This is a genomic window from Puia dinghuensis (assembly GCF_014642875.1).
Lineage (GTDB): Bacteria > Bacteroidota > Bacteroidia > Chitinophagales > Chitinophagaceae > Puia > Puia dinghuensis.
Genome location: NZ_BMJC01000002.1, coordinates 289,403 through 304,381 on the forward strand (window position 1 = coordinate 289,403; position 14,979 = coordinate 304,381).

Sequence of the window (14,979 nt, forward strand, 5' to 3'; positions counted from 1 at the left end):
GCTATAATTTAGCCTCGCCGCTTTCGCCCAAATTGCTTTTTATTCAACTAGATTGTCAACCGCGCTTTCCTATTGCAATATGATCCGCTATTTCAACTCAACCTTGATAACCGAAGCATTTGCATCCGGCGTCGTCGCCGGAACATTTATAACTAGTCCATCCGCTCCCTTCTCTGTCGTTAATGTACTACCCCCCGCCAGCAGGCTCGCCTTCTTTACTTCCCCGTTTACGCCAGGCACCACTAGCTTCCCGTTTGCCGGCCAGTCGAACACCGACAGATAAAGCGTAGTCGCCCCCCCATGTGTCTTCTTCGTACACCGGCCCCAGGCCAACGGCTGCAACGGGCTTGCCGTAGTACCATAGATGGCTTCCCCATTCACCTTCATCCAGGCCCCGATGATCTTCAACGTATCGATGCTCGGCTGAGGTATTTCTCCCTCAGCCGTCGGCCCAACGTTAAGCAGGTAGTTACCCCCCTTGGAAGCGATGTCCACCAGATTATGGATCAGCGTTTTCGTCGACTTCCAGTTATGATCCGATGCCTTGAAACCCCATGTTCCGTTCATTGTCATACAAGTCTCCCAATCCTTGCCGTCCAGGTCACTGAGATTCGGGATCCGCTGCTCGGGTGTCTTATAGTCGCCGGGGAAATCCGGGCGCTTAAGCCGGTCGTTAGTGATGATCTTGGGCTGCATAGCCAGCAGCGCATGCAGTTTCCCGGCATATTCATCTGTCATCCCCGTGGGCGTATCCCACCACAAAACGGCCACATCCCCATAATTGGTCAGCAGTTCCTTCACCTGGGGAACAGCCACCTTGTCGATATAATCCCCCATCGAATCCGTCGTTTGTGTTAGGTCCCAGTGACCATTATGTGCAGCCGTATATGCATCGATGGTCGTGCTGTCAGGATTGGCCCAGCCTTCAGAAGTCACCTTCCGGGCAGCAGCCCCACCGGGATTGTTCCAGTCCTGCGCCTGCGAATAATAGAAACCAAGTTTGAGCCCATACTTCCGGCAGGCCGCCGCCAATGGTTTAAGCAGGTCTTTTCCATAAGGCGTCGCATCGACGATATTCCATTTACTCGCTTTGGTATGGAAAAGCGCAAAGCCGTCGTGGTGTTTCGCCGTGATGACGATATATTTCATCCCCGCATCCTTCGCCATCCGCACCCACGCATCGGGATCGTATTTCACCGGGTTGAAGCGCCGCGCCGCCTTCTGGTATTCCGCAACGGGTATCTTCCCACGGTTCATGATCCACTCCGAAGCCCTGCCGATCGTATGCCCGTCGTATTCTCCCGCAAGTACCGCATACACGCCCCAGTGGATAAACATCCCGAATCGTGCCTCCCGCCACCACGCCATCCGCTCATCCCGCGTCAAACTGTCCCGCGTCTGTGCAGCCAACGTCGCTATCATCCCCATCATAAAACATCCTACAAGCAAAAATTTTTTCATATGCATCAATTTGTTGCAACTAACTACATTTTCCCCTATCCCGGCTTCCCCCATCTCACCAATCATTCAACTATTTTGGCATCCCCGCTGCGCTCAAGCGCTTCCAGGTAGTAATAATCCGCATAACAAAGCGGCACATCCACCTCAGTATTCGTAGGCTTACCTCCCGTACTATGCAACAGAATAAATCCCCTGTTCGAACCTACCGGGGCCCGGTAGTCCTTCGTCAGGCTCACCAGCATCGCATCCGCCGCCGACCGGTATTCCGACCCCATCCGGCTATACCCGCTCAGCTCATACAGCCCCGACGCCATCACCGCCGCCGCCGATGCATCCCGCGGTTGGTCCGTCCCTGGCGCATCAAGATCCCAATAAGGAACCTTATCCGCCGGCAACCGCGGATGATGCAAAATATACGCCGCGATATGCTCAGCCTGCATCAAATAACGCGCATCATGCGTATACCGGTAACACATCGTATACCCATACAAGCCCCAGGCCTGCCCCCGCGCCCACGCCGATGAATCGCTAAATCCCTGCCAGGTCATCTTCCGCCGCACCTGCCCCGTCACTGTATCATACTCCACGACATGATAGCTGCTATAATCCTTCCGAAAATGATTTTTCATCGTCGTATTGGCATGACTCACCGCGATACGATAAAACGAACTGTCACCACTTAGCCGCGTCGCTTCGAACAACAATTCCAGGTTTATCATATTGTCGATGATGACGGGAAACTGCCACAGCTCCCGGTGATGGTCCCAACTCCTGATACACCCGATCTTCGGATTGAACCGCGTCGACAACGTCCGCGCCGCCTCGATCATCACCGCCTTATAATTTACATCATGCGAAAACCGGTAGCCCGTACCCACACTGCTGTTGATCTTAAACCCCATGTCATGTGTCGTTGCATTGGTCTTCTCCCGCTCCATCGCGGCGGTGAAGAGCATAGCCTGGTTCTCCCACTCCGGATTGCCCGTATAATGATACAGGAACCAGAGTTCTCCGGGGAAAAACCCGCTCGTCCAATCCCGCGAAGCCACCAGCTTCAAACGTCCGTTCTCGATCGTCCGCGGCGAAAATGGCAGGCTCCCCGGCTCAGCCCCGCCACCCGAAGCCCCCGATCCACCCGGCTTCACCGAATCAATCTCTTTCAACATCACCCTTGTCTGCGCCTCCACATCCGCCATCACCGCCTTCATATCCACCGGCGAAGGCTCCTTCTTCATCCAAATAAGCGGATGCCGCACCGGTAGATTCCGAATCACCTCCGCATTCTCCGGCATATGATCCAGCTTCCTCCACGTCTCCAGCCAATCCTTCCGCCCAAAGGCCAAAGCCCCAAATACCAGCGCCGGCTGCGCCACCGGCCACTGATCCCAGTACATCACATCAGGCTTCAGCGGCCATTTACGCTTATCTGCAATATACGGATACAAATACCCGATGCCTTTTTCAATAGACTTCCCGCTGTCCGCCTGAAAATGCCAGAGATCATCCCCCGGTGTCGATAATATCTGGCAGAGCATCACCATTGCATCGAGATTGAAAAGCGAATACCCATAGGGTTTGGTACGCCTCAGCTCCAGCGGAAAACTGCCATCCGGCGCCATCTGTTTCGGCAACAGCACCGTCTTATAACGCGTCCGGCAGAAGTTCAACAACCCGTCATTCCCGGTAAACCGTGCGAAAGCCGCCACTTGCATAAACCAGCAGGTGCTGTGGTTATTGGCGGCATTCATCTCGGTGAGGCCATAGGGATGGCTGGTCAGCCAGCTCAGATACCGCGAGAACCAGGCCTTGATCTTTTCCAGCAAGTCCTTATCCATGGCCTCCGATGCCTCCATCGTCTCTAACCCTTGCACCACCTCCATCAGATGGATCGTGTCGATGATCCCATAACTCCGCCCCGTGACCCTCCCCTTGATCGCCTGTGCAAACTGCAGATCAGGATTCATCATCGTGGCCGTATCGACGAACCATGCCTTGCAATGCGCCAACGCCTGCCGCACATACCGGTCGTCGTGGGTGATCATCCATGCCGACGCCAATCCCCCTACCAACCGGCTCAGTCGGATCATCGCCAGCCGGTGCGCGACAAAATTGCCCGGGTTGGTCTGACCATCTTTGTTGATATAAGGACTATCGGGTGAAGCCGGGTTCGGCCAAAAATAATCGGCCTCGGAAAAAAAATCATGCCTCCCTCCCGCACTCCGCTCGGAATGCGCCGCGGTCACGGTCACCGGCGCCTCTTTCATCGCCTCTGCCGCCTCCTTCATAATGGAAGCCTTCAACGTCTTAATCACCACAGCATCCTGTGCTTTTGCACCCAACACCTGGATACCCGCAAGAAATAACAAAAACAATAATTTTCTCATATTATCAATTCTTTGATAGATTCAAAAATCCCGTCGGCAGCCCATCCACCGCTACACTCACCACCGACCGCCCACGCCGCATCGCAACCCGGATCATCGACACCCCATTAAAAGCCTGCACATACCGCGACCCCGTCGACGTCCCAAGATCATCGATCAACCGCCCATCACCCGCCAGCCCCCAACGCACCCAATTGGCCGCATCGAGACAAGGCACCCCGGCAGCATCCACCAACCGCACCCGCACCCACACCGTATCACCATCCCCAACCCGGGTCAATTCCATCTTTGCCGGCTTCCCCCACTTCTCCGTCTGGTACTGAAAAGATACCGAATCCCTCACTACGGCCGCCCCTCGCCGCGCAACCACAAACAACCGATTCTCTCCCCGACGGAAAATAACCGCCCAGCGTAGCCCCGCGGCAGGATAATCCTGGCTGTTCCGCTTTCGCACCCCCGCACTCATCCCATTGACAAAAAGCTCCGCCTCGGCTGCATTCGAATATACCTTCACCATCTTCTGCTCACCCTCATCCCCCCAACGCATCGGGAAACTGTGACCATAGATATGCGCCATCAGCTTCGTCGCCCAATACGATTGAAAAACATAATATCCTTCTTTCGGCGCCCCATCCCGCTCTACTACCCCCTTCTGATTGACAAAAGGTACGGGATTATCAGGCCGCAAGGGCGTGGAAAAATCCTTGAACACCCACTGCGCAGTCCCCGTAAGCCAGGGCATCTTCTCCTGCTCCTTCAGGGTCCAGTCGAAAAGATTACAGATATAGGTCTCGCTCCAATCCCCATCCTTCGACACCCGCGCCGCCCCGCCATACAGCGAGGCATCCCCCGTCCGCTCATCCGTCCCCTGTCCGCCACGCACATGCAACAACGCCTTATCAGGATTCTCCGAATGCCGCCGCACATGACTGTCACCACCCCATTCCACATGTAAAAAATGAGGAACTTTCTTAAACTCTTCCTCCGTCGAAGCCCGGTATTCGGTAAAGACACCCCGATACCACCCCGCCCAGATCGATGGCGAATACACATCGGGGATGTCACTGCAAAAATCACAACGGCGTATCGAAGTCTTCCGCCCCGGGTCAAGCCGGTGGGCCAACGCATTCAGCCCCTTCATAAAATCCCTGATTGTCGATTTATCGAAATCCGGGAAATCCCCCGGCCAGTCATTCTCATTACCAAGACCCCAAAGGATCACCGCCGGGTGGTTATAATGCTGGCTGATCATATTCGTCAGCATCCGCCTGGCCTGCTCCTGGTACCTCGCCCCGCCAAGCCCGCCCCGGCACCACGGTATTTCCTCCCATACAAGAATGCCAAGACTGTCGCATAAATGCAGGACAATCGGCGATTGCTGATAATGCGCCAGCCGGATAAAGTTTACTCCCATCTCCTTCATCAGTATCATCTCGTTCCGCATCTCCTCTTCTGTCATCGCCGCCCCTTCCCCCGCCGCATCCTCATGCCGGTGCGTGCCCCGCAACAACAACCGGCTTCCATTCAACAAAAAAGGCCCATGATCCGCAAACTGATAGCTCCGAAAACCAATCTGGGTTGTATACGTGCACACCCCGCCGTTACCATCCCTCACCATCGCCTCCAGCGTATACAGTTCGGGCCGGTCAGGCGTCCACAGCCGCGGCGCCTTCACCACCGCCGACCCAAGATCGAGCGTATCCCCCTCACCCACCGCCGCTTCCTTCATCGCCACCACCTTCCCTGCCGCATCTTTCAACAGAAACGAAATTCCCGCCACCCGTGAAGCCGTCGGCCGGTACACCAAGGCCCTCACCCCCACACGCCCGGTCGCCCCCTCCACCATCGCATCGGCAAACACCCCGGCAAACGACACCGGCGGCACATACACAAGATCGACATATCGGTACAATCCCCCATAAATAGTAAAATCAGACATCGAAGACGGTATCCGCTCCGCATCGCGACTGTTATCCGTCCGCACCGCCACCGGGATCAAATCATTGAATCGCTTCACTTCAACCGAATCGCGGCGAAAAGCCGCCACCGCATCCGTAATATCCACTGTCCATTCATCATAACCACCGATGTGACGCCCCACCCTGGTAGTAAACACAAATACATCGGTAGCCTGCCCCGCGCCTTCAAAGTGCAACAGCACCCTTCCTCCGGGATACGGGTTCTTCACCGCCAGCATCGTTCGATACCAGGCCGGCCCCTGGTAATAATTCCCGTCCGGATCGACCCCGTCCCGCGCATTGATACAATGCGGAAGGGTCACCGGCTGCCACACCGGCACGCTCTCCGGCCCACCCCGATTCGACGATTGGCCTCCGGCCAGAGCGTCTGCGCCGCTCCCGGGTCTCACGGCCTCCCATACCCCACCCAGATCCTGGCGGATAAACTCCCAATTTGCAGTCAAACGAATGGATTCCTGCCCCCGGGCAGCGGTTGCCGCCGCTAACAGGGCCGTGAAAACAAAGTAGCGTAGGATCATCACACCGCAATTAAAGGCATTTTAGCCAATCCGTCACATCCTCCAATTACCCTTCTTCTAACCTATCTTGGCATTCCCTCCACCACGCCCGCCAATCCCTTATTTTTATCCCACAAATAACGATTTCCATGCCCATCCGCATCTTACTCTACCTGATCCTGTTCGCTGCCACAGCAGCAAATGCACAATCCGTTTACAGCCCCTCAGACGACACCACGCTCATCCTAACCCCCGCGGCTGGACCTGCCCCCCGGATCAACGGTCCATCCGTCTTCGGCGTCAGGCCGGGCCACCCCATCGAATATACCATCCCTACCACCGGCATGCGACCCATGCAGTTCACCGCCGACAAACTCCCGGCCGGCGTTCATCTCGACAAAACCACCGGCCGCCTCTCCGGTTCCATAACAACCCCCGGCGACTACACACTCACGCTCCACGCGCGCAACAAAGCCGGCCATGCCGATCGGTCGTTCCAACTGGTCGTCGGCGAAAAGATCGCCCTCACCCCACCGATGGGTTGGAATAGCTGGAACATCTATGCGTCAAAGATCACCCAGCCTCTCGTTGCCGCCAACGCAAAAGCCATGGTGACAAGCGGACTCATCGACCATGGCTGGACTTATATGAATATCGACGACTGCTGGCAGGGTGCCCGCGGCGGAGCTTATCACGGCATCCTCCCCGATTCGACCATCTTCCCCGATATGGGCGGTCTTTGTAAGGAGGTGCACGACCTCGGGCTAAAGATCGGCATCTACTCCACGCCCTGGGTGGAATCCTATGGCCACCACATCGGTGGCTCGGCGATGAATCAGGAAGGCACCTTCGAACGTACAAAAGAGAACATCCCCCGCAACAAAAAACAGCTGCCCTTCGCCATCGGAACATATTCCTTCCTGTCCAACGACGTCCAACAGTTCACCGCCTGGGGGGTTGACTATCTGAAATACGACTGGAATCCCATCGAGCTGCCCGAAACAAAAGCCATGTACGAAGCCCTCCGCAACAGCAGCCGCGACGTCGTCCTCAGCCTCTCCAACAGCGCGCCCTTTGCCGGCGTCGCCGACTGGGCCCAATGGTCCAACGCCTGGCGCACTGGCGGTGACATCCGCGACAACTGGAAGTCCCTCAAATCCCGCCTCTTCACCCAGGATAAATGGGCGCCCTATGGCGGCCCCGGCCATTGGAACGACCCCGATATGATGATCGTCGGCTATGTCGGCTGGGGCAAAGGCCCGCGTCCCACCATGCTCACCCGCAACGAACAATACACCCACGTCAGCGCCTGGTGCCTCATGTCGGTACCGCTTTTGCTGGGCTGCGACCTCACCAAACTGGACACCTTCACCCTCAGCCTGCTCACCAACGACGAAGTGTTGGCCCTCAACCAGGACCCGCTCGGCAAACAGGCAACCGTCGTCTCCCTCCAGGGCGAAGCCGGCGTGATGGCCAAAGACCTCACAGACGGCAGCAAGGCAGTAGGACTCTTCAATCCCGGCGACTCCACCGCCACGCAGCAGGTCGTCGTCCGCTGGTCCGATCTCGGCATCACGGGCAAGCATATCGCCCGCGACCTCTGGCGGCAAAAAGACATCGGCGTCTTCGATGACCAATTCGTAGCCGACGTCCCCCGCCACGGCGTCATCCTCATCACGCTCCGAAAGAATTAGCTCCCGCAAAATGATGAGGGGACGGCCTCCCATTTATTGGACGACTTACCCTAAGGATGATAGGTAAAGATTTATTTATAAACTATACATTTCTTTACTACAATCCAGCCTATCACGGCTATGAATATTCTCCTATTACATATTTTCCCATTCTCACATATCAAAAGTAGTTGCTTTCTGGGACGCAGCGGTCATTATTGACTGATATAAAAATCGGAATTTTGCTTCATCGTATATGGTATATAGTTATCATTATTCCAACCTCCCCGTTAAACCAAACCAATACATATGAAGTTATCGTTACTCCAAGGAAGGTATAATCTAGTCATTATATCTTTTATTTTGCTTTCTTCTTTGATAGGGAAACCGCTGTTCGCCTCGCCGGGGGGACAGGAGCGTCATTCTGTCCGAAATCATGCGGAGGCTCCCAGGATCGGAACGATTGATCACTGGAATTGGACCCACATCACTGTCACTGCAACGGCCACTAATTCGGGGGTGGTGACCTGTACAAATCCGTCGACGACCATCACGGCCAGAACATCAGCCTCGGGTACTACCACTTACAGTTGGACGGGGCCTAACAGCTTTACGGCTACGGGGGCCAGCGTGACGGTAAGCACGGCTGGTACGTACACCGTGACGGGTACCAACTCCGGGAAAACGGGCAGCGCCAGTGTAACTGTCACTTCGAATACGACAGCCCCGCCCAGTATGACGGCCGGCAATACCGGGCCGTTGACCTGCTCTAACACCAGCGTCTCGCTCCTCGTCCCTTTTGGCTCTGACACGGGTATCACTATCTCCTGGACAGGACCCAATGGCTACACCTCAACGGATGCATTTCCCACCGTCAGTGTACCCGGCACCTATGCAATGGTGGTTACCTATACTGCCACCGGATGTTCCACATCGAATCCTACCACTGTAGTGCAGGATATCACGGCACCGGCCAGTGTATCGGCCAGCAATAATGGTCCGTTGACCTGTTCCACCACCAGCGTTGGGTTGAGTGGCTCTTCTTCCACTGCCTCGGGTGTCACCTATGCCTGGACAGGACCCAGCAGTTACACAGCTACGGGGGCTTCGGCTATTGCTACAGTTGCCGGTACCTATACCCTGACGGCGACTAATACTTCCACCGGATGTACGTCGACCGCCTCCACCACCGTGTCGCAGAATACTATTGCGCCTGCGGGAGTTACGGCTACTGCCTCGGGTATATTGACCTGTACCAACAGCAGTATCGCCTGCACTGCCAACTCTTCCGTAGCAGGAGCCAATTACGGTTGGACGGGTCCCAATGGGTTCACGGCCACAAGTGCCAATACGTCCGTGTCGGCGCCGGGTACCTATACAGTAACGGCAACGGACCCAACCAATGGCTGCTCCTCTACCGCTGCAGCCATCGTAACGCAGGATACAGCGCATCCGACGGCAATAACGACGAGCAGCGTATCTGCCAATGCTACGCTTACGTGTAGCACGCCGAATGTCGTTCTGACCGGAAGCTCTTCGACGTCGGGTGTTACCTATGGCTGGACAGGCCCCAACAGCTTCTCCGCCTCCAGTGCATCGGCGACGGTGACGGCGCCGGGAAGCTATGTCCTGACGGTTACCAACCCCAACAACGGCTGTTCTACTGCCGCCACGGCCAACGCGGTGACACAGAACATTGCTGTTCCGCTCGGGGTGACGGCGAATGTATCGAACAAGATATCGTGTTTCACCACGAGTGTAACGATAACAGGAAACTCTGCCACCTCCGGCGCTACCTATGCCTGGACAGGGCCGGGTGGATTCACTTCGGCTGCGCAGTCGGCATCGGCAACGCTGGGAGGCGTATATAATCTCACCGTAACGAACCCTGCCGATGGCTGTACGGCCACCAAACAGCTCACGGTAGTGGCGGATACGGCTACCCCGGCAGGGGTGACGGCTACGAATTCCGGTCCGATCACGTGTACTGTCTCTACAGTAACGCTGACGGGCAATTCCACGACGTCGAATGTGACATATAGCTGGTCGGGTCCGAACGGATTCTTTGATCCTGAGCAGGTGTCTACAACGGCTACCGACTCCGGAACGTATGTGCTGACAGTAACCAGTTCGGGCAACGGGTGTAGTACGAATGCTTCGACCTATGTATCTGCGAATTTAACGGGCTGCTCCAGTGTGGCGCGGGCGTTGACGACGGGAAAGGCTGCTACCTTTGCACAGGGTGGGCAGGATCCTCAGACAGCAACCGCCTTCACGTATAAGGTGTATCCCAACCCGGTGAGCACGGTCGCTTATGTCGAGTTCCAGTCGCCTTCCCGGAGCCAGGTGAGCGTCGAGCTCTATAATTCACTTGGGGTGCGGGAACAGGTGCTATTCCAGAATACGGTAGAGGCCAACCAGAGCTACAAGCTGACGCTGGGCCCCGGCGGGCTTGGAGCAGGTATCCATTATTGTATGATCAGAGTGGATGGGAAAGTGTATACCAGTAAGGTGTTGGTGATGCCTGGACACTAAGTGTAGTTTGATCGATAAGATTAGAGGGCGTCTCAGTTACTTTTGAGACGCCCTCACCATTGCATGCTACTTCATCGCCACCGCATTCTTTGCTGCCGGAGGCGTGACTGTCTTGGCAACAGCCGTAGTCGCTTTCTTCTGATGCATCGCCGTCAGCATATGCTGCAACGGACAATAATGCGCATGATGCAACGCCGCACCAACGCCCAGCACCGACACGGCGCCGATCAGTACAATCTTCGTACTCATGATCATCAATTTAAGAATGAAGAAATAGGAACCTATCGGCACGAAAATACCCGCCCGCATACCCGCAGACAACTACATCCTCCCGGAATAGCCAAAATACAAGGGGAAATGACCAGCTGCCACCCTCAACTGCCCGACAGCCAACCTAAAAAATCATTCACTTTCAGCCTCCCGACCGTAATCTTCTCCTCCCACAAAAAACAAAGATTGACCAACAGCTTCCGTCCAAAATACTGCGACACATCCTTTATCGCCTGCCGGTTCACCAAAAACTGCCGGTTCACCCGGTAGAAAGCCCCACCGGCAAGCCCCTCCAGTTCCTCCAACGGCTTATTGACAATATATTCTTTCTTTTCAAAGGTTACCAACCGCACAAGCTCGTTCTGTAAATAGAACAACGCAATATCCCCTACCTTCACCGGCAATATCTTCTCTTTATAAAAAACCAATATCGCCCCTGTCCCCCTCGAGACCGCCGGCGCCCCTCTCAACGCCCTAAACTTCTCCAGCGCCGATCCCACACTCTTCTCATCAAACGGCTTCAGGATATAATCGATCCCCGCCGCCCGGAAAGCCTCCAGCGCATAAGCATCATAGGCCGTACAAAAGATCACCGGCACCAGCTGCATCAACCGCTCGAACACCACAAAAGACTTCCCATCCCCCAGCTGAATGTCACTAAAAATGAGGTCGGGCGCCTCATGCCGGGCAAACCAGGCCGTCGCCTCCCCCACCGAAGCAAGGCTGGCGACAATCTCCGCCGAAGGCTCGGCTGCCACGATACAAGCCGCCAGATCCCTCGCGGTCAATGGCTCATCTTCTATGATCACGATCTTCATGTTGCAACACGGTTATACTGACAGAAAATTCAGTGGCGCTTGTCACGACGACAACTTCTCCACCCCCTAACACCCGGTATCGCTCGCGCAAATTCGCCAAACCCGTTCCACTCCCTTCGCCCCCATCACGCAGCTGCAAATTATTTATCACCGTTATTACCCTCCCTTCCCCGACTACCCGTATCGACAATGGCCGCTCTTTTGTCAACACATTATGCTTTATGGCATTCTCTATCAGCAGCTGCAACGCAAACACCGGCACATCGAACCCCTGCATCCCGGCTGGTACTTCCACCGAGAACCGCAACGCCTCGCCAAATCGCATCCGCTGCATCTCCAGGTAATCGACGCAAAGCGCGAGCTCTTCACCTACCGTAACCACCTCCCCGGGATGATCGATCGCCCTTCGCAGGAAAGCAGACAATTTCATCAGGTATTCATCCGCCGCCGCAGGAGAATGGCGGATCAGCGATTTCAACGTACTAAGCGAATTGAACAGGAAATGTGGTTGTATCTGCTGCTTCAGCTGTTGGTTCATCGCCTCCATATTGCTCGCCCGCAGCCGCGCATTCTCCAGCTCCACCGCTGCCTTCCTCCATCGCGTCACCACCAGGTCTTGAATGATCAGCAATACCGTATCCACCGAAAAGAACAAGATCAGGTGGAAATAGAATCCCCGCCCCCGCATCGTGAGCCCGCCATTGATCCCCGGGGACTGCCATCCATGAAATATCCCCATCGAAAACACCATACACAACACATAGCTGCCCACATACCTCACCCATCGACTGCCACGCCCCCCACCCGCTGTAAAATAAAAAAGCCCGATATTCAATCCCCACATCACCAGCGCCAGCACGGCAGTGAACACCAATGCCCAGGGATAAATCCCAAAGGAAAGCCGGGTCATCATAAACACCGGCGTAGTCGTAAGCAGGCTGATGGCGACCGAAGAATACAGCGCCACCAACACCTGCTTTCTTATCTCGCTGGACGTCACCATCATTGTCATTGACCCCCGCCGGCCTTCATCTGCGCCGCTACCAACCCCTCACCCGTCACAGTAAACACCACCGGCCCCGCTGCTCCCGTCGATTGCACGATCACCTGGCATTTTCCATTGAACAAATGCCGCTGCCAGCCCCCCTCGGGGTACTGATCGGCCTCATGACTGCTCGGATCACCATTCCCTACCCCGATGATGCGGGCTCCCCCGCTCACAGAAAAATGCAATAGGTTCTGCGCATCCGGCACTTCCTTGCCCTGCTTGTCAACGACCGCGCAATTGTACACCGTAACACCTCCGCCGGACGAAGACGACACCACGATCCGGTAAGCCTCACCCGTCGTCTCTTCCACCGCCGTTATCTTTCTTCCCTTCTTATACGCCACCGCCTCGAGTTTGCCCGGCGTATACGGAACCATCCACTCCAGATGCCCATTTCGCGGCATCTCTTTTTTTCCCAGGCTCTTCCCATTCAGGAAAAGCTCCACATTCTCTGCATTCGTGTTCACCCACACCGCCACAGGCTTACCTTCTTCCTTGCCCGTCCTGTTCCAGTTCGGCGCAATATGCACCATATCCTTGTCCGTCCACCACGACTGGTAATAATAATACACTGTCTTCGGAAACCCGCACATATCCATGATGCCAAAATGCGAATTGATATCCGGCCACTGGAAAGGTGTAGGCTCGCCCCGGTAGTCGAAACCCGTCCACGCAAAACCACCCATGAACCATGGACGCTCGGCAGCGATACGCCACCAGAATTCGGCCGTACTCGCCCACGGCGGAGCCACACTATCATAATCCGGCACATAGGCATTGACGGTATCCTTGATATAGATGCCCCGCGTAGACACCGTGCTCGCCACTTCCGTACCCATAATGGGCTGATCCGGATGTTCCTTGCGATAGGCATCCAGCCCACCCAGATTATAATTGAAACCCCTCACCGGGATCACCTCATTCACTCCATGCCATACATTACCGACATTGGCCGCATACGTACAGGTGCGCGACGGATCGAGCCGCCGCTGCCGGTCTATCTGATGCTGGGCGATAAGCTTCCCCGTAACAGAGTATTGGATCACCCATTCCTCATTACCGATGCTCCACATGAACACCGACGGATGGTTGCGGTCGCGCAAGATCTGCTGCTCGAAGTCCGCCCCATATTCCGCCCCGCTGTTGAGCAGCCGCGTCTCATCCAGCACCAGCATCCCCAGGCTGTCACAGGCATCCAACAATTCCGGCGTCGGCGCATTATGGCTGGTGCGGTAGGCATTGCAACCCATCTCCTTCAACAACCCGATGCGGTAATATTGAAGATAATCCGGCAGCGCGCTGCCGACACCAGCATGATCCTGGTGACAGCAGACACCCTGTATCTTCACCGGCACTCCATTCAGGAAAAGCCCTTTGTCCTTATCCACCGTCACCGTCCGAATACCAAAACGCACCGTCTGGCTGTCTATCACCCGGCCACCGCTGTGCAATAACACTACGGCCCGGTAGAGATAAGGATTCTCCAGCGACCACAACACCGGTTTCTTCACCGTCAACGCAATAGTCGCGCCGCCATCCCCCTTTGCCACCATCTCACCCTTCCGGTCAAGAATAGAAGCCGACACCGTCTCAGCTCCACTACCCTCTATATTCGTCTCGATAGTCACCTCGGCATCTTCCCCCTTCGAAGCCGTATGTACATACACTCCCCCATTCAACGCAAAATGCGTATTGTCGAATTCATTCAACCACGTATGCCGGTAGATCCCCGCGCCCTCATAGAACCAGCCCTCATACTGGCTGGCATCCACCCGCACCACGATCACATTCTTCCCGCCATAACGCAAAAAGTCGGTGATGTCATAAGCCGCCCCGCTATAGCCACTGAAATGGCCGCCCATATAGCAGTTGTTGACCCATACCTTACTGTCCCGGAAGATGCCATCGAACTGGATCACAAACCGCTTTCCCGAATCCTTCCTGTCTACCATAAAGGCCTTGCGATACCAGCCGGCGCTGTTCTCGGGGAAGAGAGCGCCAACGGCATGATACCCATGCGCATCGACATCCCCGTTGTGCACATGGTTAAAAGGCAGACCCACCGCCCAGTCATGCGGCAGACTCACCGGCGTCCAATCCCGGTCGTCAAAATCCATCTTGATACAGGTATTCGCTGCATCCCCTGTCTTGGCAAGGATATTGCCAATCGTATAATTGAAATCCCGGTGCGGATCGGTGGCATCCCCCAAATGGAATTTCCAGCCTTCATCAAAACTGATCCGCTGCCGCTCTTGCGCCAATACGCCGGCCGACACCACCAACATCCCCATCAAAAAAAACAACTGTTTCATTC

Annotated in this window: 9 protein-coding genes; 2 read left to right on the forward strand and 7 right to left on the reverse strand. The window is 55.5% G+C overall.

Annotation, left to right across the window (positions count from 1 at the left end):
- Positions 1 to 87: 87 nt before the first annotated feature.
- The 3 genes from IEY39_RS09475 to IEY39_RS30080 form a co-directional block, all read right to left on the reverse strand.
- Positions 88 to 1,461 (reverse strand): alpha-L-fucosidase, encoded by a 1,374-nt coding sequence (locus tag IEY39_RS09475; RefSeq protein WP_229688845.1) that lies wholly within the window; start codon positions 1,459 to 1,461, stop codon positions 88 to 90.
- Between the two features lie 62 nt (positions 1,462 to 1,523).
- The gene (locus IEY39_RS29755; RefSeq protein WP_229688846.1) at positions 1,524 to 3,845 is read right to left on the reverse strand and encodes an alginate lyase family protein; all 2,322 of its coding nucleotides are present in this window, start codon (positions 3,843 to 3,845) and stop codon (positions 1,524 to 1,526) included.
- 4 nt (positions 3,846 to 3,849) lie between these two features.
- Positions 3,850 to 6,342 (reverse strand): glycoside hydrolase family 2 protein, encoded by a 2,493-nt coding sequence (locus IEY39_RS30080; RefSeq protein WP_188930863.1) that lies wholly within the window; start codon positions 6,340 to 6,342, stop codon positions 3,850 to 3,852.
- A gap of 128 nt (positions 6,343 to 6,470) precedes the next feature.
- Here IEY39_RS30080 and IEY39_RS09495 point away from each other — a divergent pair, with 128 nt between their 5' ends.
- Both IEY39_RS09495 and IEY39_RS09500 read left to right on the forward strand, forming a co-directional pair.
- Entirely contained in the window at positions 6,471 to 8,015 is a 1,545-nt protein-coding gene (locus IEY39_RS09495) for a putative Ig domain-containing protein (RefSeq protein WP_188930865.1), read from the forward strand.
- A gap of 288 nt (positions 8,016 to 8,303) precedes the next feature.
- Positions 8,304 to 10,529, forward strand: coding sequence for a T9SS type A sorting domain-containing protein (locus IEY39_RS09500; RefSeq protein WP_188930867.1), 2,226 nt, complete (start codon positions 8,304 to 8,306; stop codon positions 10,527 to 10,529).
- Positions 10,530 to 10,595: 66 nt separating this feature from the next.
- On the opposite strand, the gene IEY39_RS09505 is transcribed toward IEY39_RS09500, so the two are convergent.
- The 4 genes from IEY39_RS09505 to galA form a co-directional block, all read right to left on the reverse strand.
- Positions 10,596 to 10,778, reverse strand: a complete 183-nt coding sequence (locus IEY39_RS09505; RefSeq protein WP_188930869.1) for a hypothetical protein — start codon at positions 10,776 to 10,778, stop codon at positions 10,596 to 10,598.
- Positions 10,779 to 10,903: 125 nt separating this feature from the next.
- Complete coding sequence (locus tag IEY39_RS09510) at positions 10,904 to 11,617, reverse strand: LytR/AlgR family response regulator transcription factor (protein ID WP_188930871.1); 714 nt, start codon at positions 11,615 to 11,617, stop codon at positions 10,904 to 10,906.
- The gene (locus IEY39_RS09515) at positions 11,592 to 12,629 is read right to left on the reverse strand and encodes a sensor histidine kinase (protein ID WP_188930873.1); all 1,038 of its coding nucleotides are present in this window, start codon (positions 12,627 to 12,629) and stop codon (positions 11,592 to 11,594) included. The genes IEY39_RS09510 and IEY39_RS09515 overlap by 26 nt, the downstream gene beginning before the upstream one ends.
- Positions 12,626 to 14,977, reverse strand: a complete 2,352-nt coding sequence (galA, locus tag IEY39_RS09520; protein ID WP_188930875.1) for a beta-galactosidase GalA — start codon at positions 14,975 to 14,977, stop codon at positions 12,626 to 12,628. The genes IEY39_RS09515 and galA overlap by 4 nt, the downstream gene beginning before the upstream one ends.
- Positions 14,978 to 14,979: the final 2 nt, after the last annotated feature.

Excerpts from the sequence above, each read along its gene's own strand:
- IEY39_RS09515 (WP_188930873.1), bottom strand. The coding sequence starts at position 12,629 with ATGACAATGATGGTGACGTCCAGCGAGATAAGAAAGCAGGTGTTGGTG.
- IEY39_RS09475 (WP_229688845.1), bottom strand. The coding sequence starts at position 1,461 with ATGAAAAAATTTTTGCTTGTAGGATGTTTTATGATGGGGATGATAGCG.
- galA (WP_188930875.1), bottom strand. The coding sequence starts at position 14,977 with ATGAAACAGTTGTTTTTTTTGATGGGGATGTTGGTGGTGTCGGCCGGC.
- IEY39_RS29755 (WP_229688846.1), bottom strand. The coding sequence starts at position 3,845 with ATGAGAAAATTATTGTTTTTGTTATTTCTTGCGGGTATCCAGGTGTTG.
- IEY39_RS09510 (WP_188930871.1), bottom strand. The coding sequence starts at position 11,617 with ATGAAGATCGTGATCATAGAAGATGAGCCATTGACCGCGAGGGATCTG.
- IEY39_RS09500 (WP_188930867.1), top strand. The coding sequence starts at position 8,304 with ATGAAGTTATCGTTACTCCAAGGAAGGTATAATCTAGTCATTATATCT.
- IEY39_RS30080 (WP_188930863.1), bottom strand. The coding sequence starts at position 6,342 with ATGATCCTACGCTACTTTGTTTTCACGGCCCTGTTAGCGGCGGCAACC.
- IEY39_RS09495 (WP_188930865.1), top strand. The coding sequence starts at position 6,471 with ATGCCCATCCGCATCTTACTCTACCTGATCCTGTTCGCTGCCACAGCA.
- IEY39_RS09505 (WP_188930869.1), bottom strand. The coding sequence starts at position 10,778 with ATGAGTACGAAGATTGTACTGATCGGCGCCGTGTCGGTGCTGGGCGTT.